General features: G+C 67.4%; 14 protein-coding genes. 5 read left to right on the top strand and 9 right to left on the bottom strand.

What is annotated here, in order from left to right:
* From parC to VQ03_RS20760, 3 genes are all read left to right on the top strand, one after another.
* Positions 1 to 1,846, top strand: a 1,846-nt coding sequence (parC, locus tag VQ03_RS20770; RefSeq protein WP_048452810.1) for a DNA topoisomerase IV subunit A, incomplete at its 5' end; no start/stop codon positions are given.
* Between the two features lie 18 nt (positions 1,847 to 1,864).
* On the top strand, positions 1,865 to 2,167 hold the full coding sequence (locus VQ03_RS20765) for a hypothetical protein (protein ID WP_048452808.1): 303 nt from the start codon (positions 1,865 to 1,867) through the stop codon (positions 2,165 to 2,167).
* The gene (locus VQ03_RS20760) at positions 2,164 to 2,358 is read left to right on the top strand and encodes a hypothetical protein (protein WP_048452807.1); all 195 of its coding nucleotides are present in this window, start codon (positions 2,164 to 2,166) and stop codon (positions 2,356 to 2,358) included. The genes VQ03_RS20765 and VQ03_RS20760 overlap by 4 nt, the downstream gene beginning before the upstream one ends.
* 448 nt (positions 2,359 to 2,806) lie before the next feature.
* Here VQ03_RS20760 and VQ03_RS20755 read toward each other — a convergent pair whose 3' ends face one another.
* From VQ03_RS20755 to VQ03_RS20715, 9 genes are all read right to left on the bottom strand, one after another.
* On the bottom strand, positions 2,807 to 3,862 hold the full coding sequence (locus tag VQ03_RS20755) for a methyl-accepting chemotaxis protein (protein ID WP_157064185.1): 1,056 nt from the start codon (positions 3,860 to 3,862) through the stop codon (positions 2,807 to 2,809).
* Between the two features lie 641 nt (positions 3,863 to 4,503).
* On the bottom strand, positions 4,504 to 5,187 hold the full coding sequence (rpe, locus tag VQ03_RS20750; RefSeq protein ID WP_048452806.1) for a ribulose-phosphate 3-epimerase: 684 nt from the start codon (positions 5,185 to 5,187) through the stop codon (positions 4,504 to 4,506).
* Positions 5,188 to 5,278: 91 nt separating this feature from the next.
* A complete protein-coding gene (infA, locus tag VQ03_RS20745) occupies positions 5,279 to 5,557 on the bottom strand; it encodes a translation initiation factor IF-1 (protein ID WP_048429304.1) in 279 nt (92 codons plus the stop codon).
* Between the two features lie 267 nt (positions 5,558 to 5,824).
* Positions 5,825 to 6,952 (bottom strand): branched-chain amino acid ABC transporter substrate-binding protein, encoded by a 1,128-nt coding sequence (locus VQ03_RS20740; protein ID WP_048452805.1) that lies wholly within the window; start codon positions 6,950 to 6,952, stop codon positions 5,825 to 5,827.
* Between the two features lie 151 nt (positions 6,953 to 7,103).
* Complete coding sequence (locus VQ03_RS20735; RefSeq protein ID WP_048452804.1) at positions 7,104 to 7,457, bottom strand: DUF6867 family protein; 354 nt, start codon at positions 7,455 to 7,457, stop codon at positions 7,104 to 7,106.
* The gene (locus VQ03_RS20730; protein WP_048452803.1) at positions 7,457 to 8,239 is read right to left on the bottom strand and encodes an ABC transporter ATP-binding protein; all 783 of its coding nucleotides are present in this window, start codon (positions 8,237 to 8,239) and stop codon (positions 7,457 to 7,459) included. Before VQ03_RS20730 ends, VQ03_RS20735 begins: the two co-directional genes overlap by 1 nt.
* Complete coding sequence (locus VQ03_RS20725; RefSeq protein WP_048452802.1) at positions 8,236 to 9,096, bottom strand: ABC transporter ATP-binding protein; 861 nt, start codon at positions 9,094 to 9,096, stop codon at positions 8,236 to 8,238. Before VQ03_RS20725 ends, VQ03_RS20730 begins: the two co-directional genes overlap by 4 nt.
* Positions 9,096 to 10,514, bottom strand: a complete 1,419-nt coding sequence (livM, locus tag VQ03_RS20720; RefSeq protein ID WP_157064184.1) for a high-affinity branched-chain amino acid ABC transporter permease LivM — start codon at positions 10,512 to 10,514, stop codon at positions 9,096 to 9,098. Before livM ends, VQ03_RS20725 begins: the two co-directional genes overlap by 1 nt.
* Positions 10,514 to 11,434, bottom strand: coding sequence for a branched-chain amino acid ABC transporter permease (locus tag VQ03_RS20715; protein WP_048452800.1), 921 nt, complete (start codon positions 11,432 to 11,434; stop codon positions 10,514 to 10,516). Before VQ03_RS20715 ends, livM begins: the two co-directional genes overlap by 1 nt.
* Positions 11,435 to 11,660: 226 nt before the next feature.
* Between VQ03_RS20715 and VQ03_RS20710 the strand changes: the two genes are divergently transcribed.
* Both VQ03_RS20710 and VQ03_RS20705 read left to right on the top strand, forming a co-directional pair.
* Positions 11,661 to 12,137 (top strand): SRPBCC family protein, encoded by a 477-nt coding sequence (locus VQ03_RS20710; RefSeq protein ID WP_048452799.1) that lies wholly within the window; start codon positions 11,661 to 11,663, stop codon positions 12,135 to 12,137.
* 243 nt (positions 12,138 to 12,380) lie between these two features.
* The gene (locus VQ03_RS20705) at positions 12,381 to 12,875 is read left to right on the top strand and encodes a (2Fe-2S)-binding protein (protein ID WP_048452798.1); all 495 of its coding nucleotides are present in this window, start codon (positions 12,381 to 12,383) and stop codon (positions 12,873 to 12,875) included.
* Positions 12,876 to 13,119: the final 244 nt, after the last annotated feature.

Genomic DNA, 13,119 nt, shown 5'->3' with positions numbered 1-13,119 from the left:
CGAGGTCGCCCGTCTCCTCCTCGAGGGGATGGACGAGGACGCGGTCGATTTCCGCCCGAACTACGACGGGCAGGAAGAGGAGCCGGTGGTCCTGCCGGCGGCCTTCCCGAACCTGCTGGCCAACGGCTCGCAGGGCATCGCGGTCGGCATGGCGACCTCGATCCCGCCGCACAACGTGGCGGAGCTGTGCGAGGCCGCGCTCTACCTCATCACCCATCCGGCCGCGACCTCCGAGCAGCTGACCACCTTCGTCAAGGGACCCGACTTCCCGACCGGCGGCATCGTGATCGATTCCGCGGCCTCGATCGCCGAGGCCTACCGCACCGGGCGCGGCGGCTTCCGTGTGCGGGCGCGCTGGCAGAAGGAGGATCTCGGCCGCGGCACCTGGGCCGTCGTCGTCACCGAGATCCCCTACGGCGTGCCGAAGGCGCGGCTGATCGAGAAGATGGCCGAGCTTCTCCAGGAGAAGAAGCTGCCGCTCCTCGCCGACGTGCGCGACGAATCGGCCGAGGACGTGCGGGTGGTGCTGGAGCCGCGCTCGCGCACCGTCGATCCCGTCGTGATGATGGAATCTTTGTTCCGGCTCACCGAGCTGGAGAGCCGCATCTCCCTCAACATGAACGTGCTGGTCGGCGGCACGGTGCCGCGGGTGATCGGCCTGGCGGAAGCCTTGCGCGAATGGCTCGACCATCGCCGGGTCGTGCTCCAGCGGCGCTCGCGCCACCGTCTCGCCCAGATCGAGCGGCGCCTCGAAATCCTCGGCGGCCTGCTCATCGTCTATCTCGACCTCGACCGGGTGATCCAGATCATCCGCGAGGAGGACGAGCCGAAGGCCGAGCTGATGCGGGTCTTCGAGCTGACCGAGTTGCAGGCCAACGCCATCCTCGACACGCGCCTGCGCAGCTTGCGCAAGCTGGAGGAGATGGAGCTGAAGCGCGAGCACGAGGCGCTGACGAAGGAGAAGGCGGACCTCGACGGGCTGCTCGGCTCCGACGACAGGCAGTGGAAGTCGATCGCGACCCAGATCCGGGCGGTGCGCAAGACCTACGGCCCCGAGACCCCGCTCGGCCGCCGGCGCACCACGCTCGAGAACCCGCCCGACACCTCCGGCATCGACTTCTCGGAGGCGATGGTGGAGCGTGAGCCGATCACCGTGATCGTCTCGCAGAAGGGCTGGATCCGGGCGCTGAAGGGCCACGTCACCGACCTCTCAGGCATCCAGTTCAAGGGCGACGACACCCTCAAGGTCAGCTTCCCCACGGAGACCACCGCCAAGATCCTGGTGCTCGCCTCGAACGGCAAGGTCTTCACCCTGGAAGCCGCCAAGCTTCCGGGGGGGCGCGGCTTCGGCGATCCGATCCGCCTGATGGTGGACATGGACGAGGGGTCGGAGATCGTCACCGTCTGGGCGCACAAGCCCGGCGTGAAGCTCCTGCTCGCCACCACCGACGGGCGCGGCTTCGTCACCCCGGCGGACGGCCTCGTCGCCAATACCCGCAAGGGCAAGCAGGTGATCGGCCTCGACGAGCCGGCGACGGCGAGCCTCGTCGTCGAGGTGGGGGAGGGCGACCACGTCGCGGTCTGCGGCACCAACCGCCTGCTGACGGTCTTCCCGCTCGCGGAGATCCCCGAGATGGTCCGCGGCAAGGGCGTGCGGCTGCAGAAATACCGCGACGCCACCCTCGATTCCGTCGTGATCTTCCGCCTTGCCGACGGCCTGACCTGGCCCGACAGCGCCGGGCGGACCCGGACGGAAGCCGGCGAGGACCTGGCGAAGTGGGTCGGCCATCGCGGCGGCGCCGGGGCGATGGCGCCACGGGGCTATCCCAAATCCGGCCGCGCCTGACCCGGGCCCGGATCGCAGATGGCGAGCGGGCTGCAACCGGACGAGGAGCGTGACGAGGGCGGCGACGAGGCGGCGGAGCGCGAACGGGCGCTCCTCGCCCGCGACATCCTCGTCCACAACGAGCAGGTCAAGCTGACCGCGAACCTGATGAATATCGGGGCGGCCGGCTTCATCATCACGGGCATCGTCGCCCCCCTGACGGCCGCCATGGCGACGACGGGCCGCGTCACCACGCCCGCCCTCATCCTGCTGGCCGTTTGGTTCGCGCTCGGCGTTGGTCTACACTTCGGTGCGAGGCTGATGGCGACGAACCTGCGATGATGAGCCTGACGACCTACGCCCTGGTCCTGGTGCCGTGTCTGGTCGGTGTGGCCGCCCTGCTCGGCGTGACGGTCTCGCGCCGCTCGGCAGCCCGGCTCGACCGGCGGGCGGCGCGGTTGGCGGCGGAGGCGTCGGCGCCTTTGCGGCTACGCGTGCATCCGGGGGCGGCGCGGCGGGTGGTTGGGCGCTGAGCGGTGTCGAAACCTCCGTCATCCTGGGACTCGCCGTCGGCGAGCCCCAGGATGACGCGGCCGGTGTGGGTGGTGTGCGCCGGAACGATCGACGCCGCCGTTCAATCAGGCTCTCAGGATAAGATCGCGGGTGGAAAGCTCCGTCCGGCGGGTGAGCCGCTCCATCGCGCCCTGCCAACGCAAGTCTGCCGAGTTCGCCAAGCAGTGGCGAAGCCGACGTTGGACACCGAGGTCGGGAAGCAGACATTGCGGTAACGCCTGCAAGCGGACGTCCCGCCCTGCACGCGACCCGATCGATCCGGGTCGGTTCGGCCATTTCCGAAAGCGGACATCGCTCGCGCTTTCAGCGGTGCGCGCTGACGCGCGTGGAATGCGCAAGGGCGCGCATGCGCGCCAGCACCCGGACGAACACGCCATATGCGACCCTGCCGACTCTGGCCGGTCTTCATCAGCCGGCGTCGTCCTGCTCGATGACGCCGCGCCAGCCGAGCCCGCGGTAGGTCTCGTAACCCGGCGTGTCGTGGAAGGCGACCATCCGGCCGCGCTCGTCCCGGTAATGGCCGTACTTTCGGCCATCGGTGTGGAGCCGATAAGTTTCGCTGAGCACGCCACGCCCCTTTGAGCAGGCAATGACCCGGTCAGTGGCGTCGAGCAGCATCACACGCGTCCGCTCCCTCTCGCTCGCGCCGAGCCGCACCCCTTCGACGATCGCGCGGGCCTGTGGCTCCCAATCGAAGTGGATGGCGAGCACGCCGAGCGGACGTCCATCCGCGCGTCCCTCCGCGCGGACGCTGGCACAATAGGTCGCCACCTGGGCACCCCCGAGCCGCGGTTCGGTGCGGATGTCGGCCACGCTGAAGGCATCGCCGCTGGTGAGGACGGCGGCCTCGCGAAACCAAGCCTCGCCGCTGACATTCATGCCGACGACGTCGGGGTAGGTATCCGGTCGGCCGTTGGCGAGTACCCGGCCCTGCATGTCGCACAGCCAGAGGTCGAGATAGACGGTGTAGGCGGACAGGATCACGCCGAGACGATCGCTGGCATGCAGCGCTGCGTCCGGCCGAGGATCGGCTCCGCAGGCCACGATCGCCGCGTCTGTTGCCCACCAGCGCACATCGCAGGTGCGCTCGTAAAGATTGCGGTCGATCAGTTCGCCGGCATTCAGGGCGAGATCAACGCAGCGAATTGCGCTTGCCTCTTCAGTGAGGGACCTCACGGCCTGCGTGAGCTTATCAACGTCCGAGGTCAGACTGAGGCCGACTGCGGCTGCCAAACGTTCGATTTCGGCCGAAACGGCGCGCACTTCCTGAGCCACAACCGCGAAGCCGGCGCCCTTCTCTCCCGCGTGAGCGGCTTCGATGAGCGCGTTGAGCGCCAGGAGCTTCATGCGATGGGCGATCGCGTGGATCGACTCAAGGTTCGACGTCGCGCCATCCTTGAGAGTGAGTGCAGAATTTTCGACTACATTTAACAAAAATGTATCACTTATCGCAGAGTTCTGCATTTTTCTACGTCCGCTATTCGGCATATCGATTGATTGTCAGCTTAGATTATCTCGTACTAACTGCAAGTCAAATCAATTGTAGAATTCATGCAGCCGTAAATATCGGCAACAGCTCAATTTGACAGCAGACGTATTATATATGAATCATTAAATGTAAGATTTTATCGATTCCGGCTGTGAGCCTTCGGCGGGATTTTCTGATCCCTGCTGGTGAGCGCTACCGGCCTCCGCTTTGCAGGCTCTAATGCGGACAGGCGGTTCTCGATTCAACACTGCAGCTCTCAGCCATTTGGATTGTGCTGGTCAGGTTCTTCGAGAGCGGACACGCCAAGCGATAGGGAAAGGTCGAGCCTGTGTGAAAACTCAGGCGCTCCCGAATTCGTAGAACAATCTTGTGCGCTGCCGCCATCCGAGGATCCGGGGTGGCGGCCGAGTATCATCGGGATGCCTATGCGGCCGCGCTCGAGGATCGGAACGATCCCGGTGAAGGCCGCTTCCAGGCACGCGACGCTCCGGTCGATCATCCCGGGCGGACATTCCGCCCTCGCGTCGAGCGCGACGAACCGGATCGTTGCGGGACAGTCCGAAGCCTGGAATCGGGTATTTGTCTCAGGGCCGAGAGCCCCGGCCGCAAGCCGATCCTACACCCATTGCCCCGCGGCACCCTCCGCCGCCCGGCGGATCGCCGCGATGTTGGCGGCATAGGCCTCGCGCCCGCCCTTGAAGGTGGCCGAGCCGGCAACCAGCGCGTTCGCTCCCGCCTTCACCACCGCCGGAGCCGTCTCCGGGGTCACGCCGCCATCGACCTCGATGTCGATGTCGCGGCCGGCGGTCATGGCGCGCACCCGCGACACCGTCTCGCAGACCGAGCCGATGAAGCTCTGGCCGCCGAAGCCCGGGTTGACGGTCATGCACAGCACGAGGTCGACCATGTCGAGCACCGGCTCGACGAGGCTCGCCGGCGAGCCCGGATTGATCGCCACGCCGGCCTTCTTGCCGAGCGTCCGGATGGTCTGGAGCGAGCGGTGCAGGTGGGGACCCGCCTCGGCATGGACCGTGATGATGTCGGCGCCGGCCTCGGCGAAGGCCTCCAGGTAAGGATCGGCGGGCGCGATCATCAGGTGGACGTCGAAGATCGCCGTCGTGTGCGGGCGGAGCGCCTTCACCACGACGGGGCCGAAGGTGATGTTGGGCACGAAATGCCCGTCCATCACGTCGATATGGACCCAGTCGGCCCCGGCCGCGACCACATCGCGAACCTCCTCGCCGAGCCGGGAGAAGTCGGCCGAGAGGATCGAGGGGGCGATCACCAGGGGACGGGTCATGACAGGCCTCGCGACAATCAGGGGCTCAGACGCGCAAAAGGCCAGGGTTCTCACCCCAGCCCCGCGCAGACACAAGTCTTTGTTGGACGGATCAGCGCCGGCGGAACTGGCTGCCGCCGCGGAACGGCGGGCGCGGACCCGAGGAGCGCTCGTCCTTGTGACGGAACACCAGACGGCCCTTCTCCAGGTCGTAGGGCGACATCTCGACGGTGACCCGATCGCCGGCCAGAGTCTTGATGCGGTTCTTCTTCATCTTGCCGGCCGTGTAGGCCACGATCTCGTGGCCCTGGTCGAGCTGCACGCGGTAACGCGCGTCCGGCAGGATCTCGAGCACGAGACCGTCGAACTGCATCAACTCTTCTTTCGCCATTCACACTCTCCACCCGGGTCGCCGTCGCGGTCGGCGCCACCGGGAGCACATTGTCATCATTGGGTCGCGACGCGGCCGGCCGTACGGGTGCTCGGCCGATGTGCCGGGCGCGCTGATGGCCTTCTAACGCTCGTTGTGCATGTAAGGTGAGGCGAAGGGACGCGCAAGCCGCGCGGGTGACGCACGCACGGCTTCGTCAACGGAAAAAGGCCCGGCGCGCGGGGCGCCGGGCCGGCCCAAGGGGCTATCGGCGTGGCTGCCAGCCTGTTACTGCGTCAGCTCATTGCCGGTGTAATCGATCCGGCCGTCGCCGCCCTTCTTCCACATGTACATCACGTAGTCGGGACGGGTGATGTCACCCTTCTTGTCGTACGAGATGTCGCCGATCACGGTCTTGAACGGCTTGCCCTCGTGCATGTAGGCCGCGACCTTCTTGCCGTCGGTCGACTTGGTGGCCTCCATGGCCTCCTTCAGGATCTGCACGGCGGCGTAGGAGTAGAGGGTATAGGCCTCGGGGTCGATGTTGCGGGCCTTGAAGGCCGCCACGACGTCCTTGGCGTTGGGGTTCTTGCGGGCATCCGGCGAGAAGGTCATCAGCGTGCCGTCGGCGCCCGGGCCGGCGATCTGGGCGAATTCCTTGTCGGTGATGCCGTCGCCGCTCATCAGCGGGGCGTTGAGGCCCTGGTCGCGCATCTGGCGCACGATCAGGCCGGCCTCGGTGTGCAGGCCGCCGTAATAGACCACGTCGGCCTTGGCCTGCTTCAGCTTCGAGACGAGCGCGGAATAGTCCTTCTCGCCCGGGTTGATGCCCTCGAACAGCACGTCCTTGCCGCCCTTGGCCTTCAGGGCCTTCAGGGTCTCGTCGGCGAGGCCGCGGCCGTAGGGGGTCTTGTCGTGGACGAAGGCGACGTTCTTGCCCTTGAACTTGTCGGCGAGCCACGCGCCGGCGACGGCGCCCTGCTGGTCGTCGCGGCCGCAAGTGCGGAAGGTGTTCCACAGCTTGCGGTCGGTGTATTTCGGGTTGGTCGAGGCCGGAGTGATCTCGACGATGCCCGACTCGGCGTAGACGTCGGAGGCCGGGATCGAGACGCCGGAGTTGAAGTGGCCGACCACGGCCTTCACGCCCTCGGCGGCGAACTTGTTGGCGACCGAGACGCCCTGCTTCGGGTCGGAAGCGTCGTCGCCGATGACCAGGACGATCTTCTGGCCGTTGATGCCGCCGGCCTTGTTGATGTCGGCGACGGCCTGCTCGGCGCCGTTCTTGAGCTGGGCACCGAAGGCGGCGTTGGCGCCGGTGATCGGACCGGCCACGCCGAGCTTGATCTGGGCCTGCGCCGATCCGGCCCAGGCAAGGCCTGCCGCGAGGGCGAAGCCGGCCAGTAGCGTGCGCTTCATCTCTGTACTCCTCTGGATCGATACAAAGGTCGGGCTCGCGGGCCCTTTCGGCCGGGAGACCGGGGCGTGGGGACCCCGGATCTTATGCCGGGGCGGAGGCCCCGGATCACGTCTCATCCTGCGCCGATGGCGCGGCGCAGGGCAGGGGCTTTCAGGCTTCCGCCTTCGGCCGCCAGGAGAGCGGTCCGCTGCGCTCGTAGAGCCAGCGGTATTGCGTCGTCATCTGCCGGGCGCGGGTGGCGCGGTAACCGGCCGAGCCGATGACCAGGAGCACGATCGTATCGACGACGTAGTAGTGCGGCGACAGGAACGTGCCCTCGAACAGGGCGTGGTGGATGAAGCGCACGGCGACGCCGAGGAGCAGCAGCGACAGCACCGCCTGCCAGTACGGCTTCCAGCCGAGCGCGATGCCGCGCCCGATCATCCAGGCCATCCAGCCGCCCATCACCACGGTGACGAGGAGGAAGAGCCAGATCGTGCTCTCCTCGTAGAGGATCCCCTGCATCAGTGCCGTCCCCCCTCGAGATAGGCGGCCTTCACCGACGGGTCGTCGAGGAGCTGCTTGCCGGTGCCCGACATCGTGATCGTGCCCGTCACCATGACGTAGCCGCGATGGGCCAGCTTGAGGGCATGGTACGCGTTCTGCTCGACGAGGAAGACCGTCATGCCGTCGCGCTCGTTGAGCTCCTTGATAGCGGAGAAGATCTGCTTGACGATGAGCGGAGCGAGGCCGAGCGACGGCTCGTCGAGGAGCAGCAGCCGGGGCCGGCTCATCAGGGCGCGGGCGATCGCCAGCATCTGCTGCTCGCCGCCCGACATCGTGCCACCGCGCTGGTAGAGCCGCTCCTTCAGCCGCGGGAACATCACGCAGACCCGCTCCAGGTCCTGCTCGAAATGGGCGCCGCCATTGACGGCCGCCCCCATCTGCAGGTTCTCGTAGACGGTCATGCGCGGGAAGATCCGCCGCCCCTCCGGCGATTGCGCCAGGTTGAGGCGGGCGATCTCGTGGGTCGGCATCCTGGTGATGTCCCGGCCCGCATAGGTGATGGTCCCCTCGCGCGCCCGGGGAGAGCCGAAGATCGTCATCATCAGGGTCGACTTGCCGGCGCCGTTGGCGCCGATCAGCGTGACGATCTCGCCCTCGTTGACGTCGAGATCGACCCCTTTGAGCGCGATGATGTTGCCGTAATAGGTCTTCACCCCGCGCACCGTGAGGAGCGGTGCCCGGGAGCCGGCTTCCCGGGCGTGGGTCTCGTCCACGAGGACGTTGATGCCGGCGACGCTCATACCCCCACCTCCGCCTCGACCTGCTCCACCTCGTCGTCCTCGACGCCGAGATAGGCGGCGATGACGCTTTGGTCGCTCTGGATCTCCGAAGGTGTGCCGTCGGCGATCTTGGTGCCGTAATCGAGCACCACGACGTGGTCGGAGATCTCCATCACCACCGACATGTCGTGCTCGATCAGAAGGACCGAGGTGTCGTGGTCGTCGCGGATCGCCCGCAGGAGATCGTTGAGCAGCAGCGATTCGCGCGGGTTGAGGCCGGCGGCCGGCTCGTCGAGGCAGAGCAGGACCGGATCGGTGCACATCGCGCGGGCGATCTCGAGCCGGCGCTGGTCGCCATAGGGCAGGGCGCCCGCCGGATCGTCGGCGCGGTCCATCAGGTGGATGCGCTCCAGCCACTCCTTGGCGCGCTCCAGAGCCGCCCTCTCGGCCCGCCGGTAGGCCGGCAGGCCGAGCAACCCCGCGATGGTGAAGCCGGAGGCCAGCATCAGCGGGTTGTGCTGCGCCACCAGCAGGTTCTCCAGCACGGTCATGCCGGTGAACAGGCGGATGTTCTGGAAGGTGCGGGCGACCCGCGCGTTCCGGTTCACCGCGTAGCCGGGCAGCTGCTCCAGCAGGAACTCCGCGCCGTCGCGATGGCGCAGGGTCATCATGCCTTCGGTCGGCTTGTAGAAGCCGGTGATGCAGTTGAAGACCGTGGTCTTGCCGGCGCCGTTCGGGCCGATCAGCGCGGTGATGTCGCCGCGGCCGACCCGGAACGACAGGTCGTTGACGGCGACGAGGCCGCCGAAGCGCATGGTGACGTGATCGACCGTCAGGACCGGATCGGCCATGCGGGGGGAGGCGAGAGACTCGGCCATCAGCCGTGGCCCTCCTTCACGAGGGAACCAGAGATGCGCTTGCGTTCCTTGAGCACGATCGAGGGGGCGCGTTCCGAGATCAGACCGCGGGGGCGCCAGATCATCATGATCACCATGGCGAGGCCGAACAGCAGCAGGCGGTACTCGCTGGGGTCGAAGTGATCGCCGAACACCGCCTTGAGGAAGCCGAGGTTGCGCAAGAGCTCCGGCCCGCCGACCATCGCGACGGCCGCGATGGCGACGCCGATCTGCGAGCCCATGCCGCCGAGCACCACGATCGCCAGGATGATCGCGCTCTCGAGGAAGTTGAAGCTCTCCGGGCTGACGAAGCCCTGGCGCACGGCGAAGAACGAGCCGGCGAAGCCCCCGAACATGGCGCCGAGCGCGAAGGCCGTGAGCTTGGTGTTGGTGGTGTTGATGCCGAGCGAGCGGCAGGCGATCTCGTCCTCACGCAGGGCCTCCCAGGCCCGCCCGATCGGCAGGCGGCGCAGGCGCAACGTCACGCCGTTGGTGATCAGCGCCAGCGCCAGGATCAGGTAGTAGAGGAAGATCACCCGGTGCATCGGGCTGAAATCGAGCCCGACCATCGCCGCGAACCCGTCCTCGTCCGCCGTGAACGGGATGCCGAAGAAGGTGGCGCGCGGGATCGACGAGATGCCGGCGGCGCCCCCCGAGAAGTCGGTCCAGTTGATCAGGACCAGGCGGATGATCTCGCCGAAGGCCAGGGTCACGATGGCGAGGTAGTCGCCGCGCAGGCGCAGCACGGGGAAACCCAGCACCATGCCCCACAGGCCCGCGAACAGGCCGGCGAGCGGCAGGCAGACCCAGAACGACAGGCCGAACACCGTCGACAGCAGCGCGTAGGAATAGGCGCCGACGGCGTAGAAGGCGACGTAGCCGAGATCGAGGAGGCCCGCGAGGCCGACCACGATGTTGAGCCCCCAGCCCAGCATCACGTAGGTGAGGATCAGGATGCCGAGATCGATCCAGTAGCGGGATTCCCCCAGGCCCCCGGTGCCGAGCACCGCCAGCAGCGGGAAGGCGAGGGTCACGCCGAGGAAGGCCGGCAGGGCGTAAGCCGAGAGCTTCTGCGAGGCGTTCGGCTCGGCATGCACCGCCTCCGTCGCCTGGGCCGGCGCGGGCGTGAGCGCCCGCCGGGCATCGCGGTTGGCGAGGATCAGCCGTTGGGCCAGCCGGGCGACGAAGACGATGCCGCACAGGATCGCGACGAGGCCCCAGCGCGGCACGAGGTCGAGGGCGGAGGTCTGGCTCAGGTCGGTGCGGAAGGCGACGATCGGCACGCAGAGGCCGAAGGTGACGAGCGCGAAGAGCGCCGCGTCCTTGACGATCGCCGCCATGTCGGTGGCGGCGCGGTCTGCGGCGTTGGGTGCCGCCAGGGTGTTGGCCGGATGAGCCATCAGACCTTCTCGACCTCGGGCCGGCCGAGGATGCCGGACGGCATGAAGATGAGCACGATCGCGAGGATCGAGAACGCCGCCACGTCCTTGTACTCGATGGAGAAATACGCCGACCAGAAGGTTTCGACGAGGCCGATGAGCAAGCCCCCGAGCACCGCGCCGGGCAGGCTGCCGATGCCGCCGAGCACCGCCGCCGTGAAGGCCTTGACGCCGGGCGTGAAGCCGTCGGCGAACGAGACCACGCCGTAATAGAGGAGGTACATGGTGCCGGCGACCGCCGCGAGCGCCGCGCCGAGCACGAAGGTCAGCGAGATGGTGCGGTCGACGTCGATGCCGAGGAGGGCGGCCATCTTGCGGTCCTGCTCGCAGGCGCGCTGGGCCCGGCCGAGCGGCGTCTTCTGCACCAGGTACCAGAACCCGGCGAGCAGCACGACCGTGGTCAGCATGATGATGATCTGCTTGTAGGAGAGCGCCACGGCGTAGCCGTTCTCGCCGGTCCAGAGCGTGATCACGTCGCGCATCATGGGCGGGGTCGGCTTGTTGCGGGCGCCCTGCACCACCTGGACGAAGTTCGACAGGAAGATCGAGACGCCGATCGCCGAGATCAGCGGCGCCAGGCGGAACGAGCCGCGCAACGGCCGGTAGGCGATCCGCTCGATCGCCCAGCCCCAGAGGGCGGTAAGCAGCATCGCGCAGATCAGCACGATCAGGAGCGCCAGGGCGATCGACGAGATGCCGAGCCAGGTCGTGACGATCAGGAAGGTGATCAGCGCGATGAAGGCCGAGAGCATGAACACGTCGCCGTGGGCGAAGTTGATCATGCCGATGATACCGAACACCATCGTGTAACCGATGGCGATGAGGCCGTAGATCGACCCCAGCGTCAGCCCGTTGATGAGCTGCTGCGCGAAGACCTCCATGCGGTCACGTTCTCCGTTCGCGGGCGTGTCGTCCGGGTCTCCCTGACCGCGCCCCGCCGTCCGGGTGCCACGACCGTCCCTTGGCGAGAGGCTTAGCAAGCACCGCACCACTCGACAATCCGGGGTTGCCGGGCGGGTGTGCGAAACGCCGTCTGGCGCTGACGCTACGGCTCCGCTACCCTCCCGGCGACACCCGTTTGTCCACGAAGAAGGGGGGAGCGCCGCCATGGCGATGACGATGACCGGCGAGGTGCTGCTGCCGGCCGACCAGCAGACCGTTTGGGAGAAGCTCAACGACCCGGAGGTGCTCAAGCGCTGCATCCCGGGTTGCGAGACCCTGGAGAAAGTGGGGGATAACGAGCTTCAGGCCTCGGCCAAGATCGCGGTCGGTCCGGTCAAGGCCACCTTCAAGGGCAAGGTGACGCTCACCGACATCGACCCGCCGAACGGCTACCGCATCACCGGCGAGGGCCAGGGCGGCGTCGCGGGATTCGCCAAGGGCGGCGCGGTGGTGCGCCTCGAGCCCGCAGAGGGCGGGCAGACCAAGATGACCTACGACGTCGAGGCCAGCGTCGGCGGCAAGCTCGCCCAGCTCGGCGGCCGCCTGATCAACGGCGTCGCCAAGAAATACGCCGACAACTTCTTCGATACGTTCGCCAAGGAGGTCCGGGGCGGCGACGCGGGCGAGACCTCCGCGGCCTGAGCCCCTTTTCGATCGTCCGCGATCAACTTGTTGCGAGGCGAATGAGCAAGATGCCGGAAACCGGGCCGAAATGGCCGGTTTCCGCGCCAAAAAGTCGGGGCGCCGCGCCTTGACCGGCGCTTCCGGCCGGTTGACACTCGAATTCGAGAAATTCCAGAGAGGCACGGCCGGCCCGGCCACGACGAGCGACAGGGTCCGAGAGACAGGACCCGCGGGTTTTCGGCCAGGAGGAGGACGTCACCCATGAGCGCTGTCAGCCTGACGGTGAACGGCAAGGCCGTGACCGCCGACATCGATCCGCGCACGCTGCTGGTGCAGTACCTGCGCGAGAACCTTCGCCTCACCGGGACGCATGTCGGCTGCGACACCAGCCAGTGCGGCGCCTGCGTGGTCCATCTCGACGGCGAGGCGATCAAGGCCTGCACCGTCCTGGCGGTGCAGTGCAACGGCCGGTCGGTCACCACCATCGAGGGTCTGGCCTCCGGCGGCGAGCTGCACCCGATGCAGGCGGCCTTCCGCGAGCATCACGGCCTCCAGTGCGGCTACTGCACGCCCGGCATGATCATGACCGCCGTGGATCTGGTGCGCCGCAAGGGCAACGCGCTCGACGAGCACACCATCCGGCACGAGCTGGAAGGCAATATCTGCCGCTGCACCGGCTACCACAACATCGTGAAGGCAATCGCCTCGGGCGCCGAAGCCATGGCGGCCGAGCCGCAGAAGGTCGCGGCGGAGTAGCACCGCCCTGAACCCTCCCCCTACGGAACTCGGGCTTGCCCGAGTTCCGCCTTTCAGCGCCCAAGTCGGGCTTGCCCGACTTGGGAATGGGGGAGGGTGCCTCACGGAGTGGGACGGGAGAGGGGAACCACGTTTCCGGATATGGCGGAGCCATTCTGACGGGCGTTCCCTGGATCAGCGTCGCGCTGCCCCTCTCGGCGCGACTTCGTCCCGCTGCACTCGCTTACGCTCGCCACCCTCCCCC

This window comes from Methylobacterium tarhaniae (assembly GCF_001043955.1).
GTDB classification, from domain to species: Bacteria; Pseudomonadota; Alphaproteobacteria; order Rhizobiales; family Beijerinckiaceae; genus Methylobacterium; species Methylobacterium tarhaniae.
This window is presented reverse-complemented; position numbering and strand designations above follow the sequence as displayed.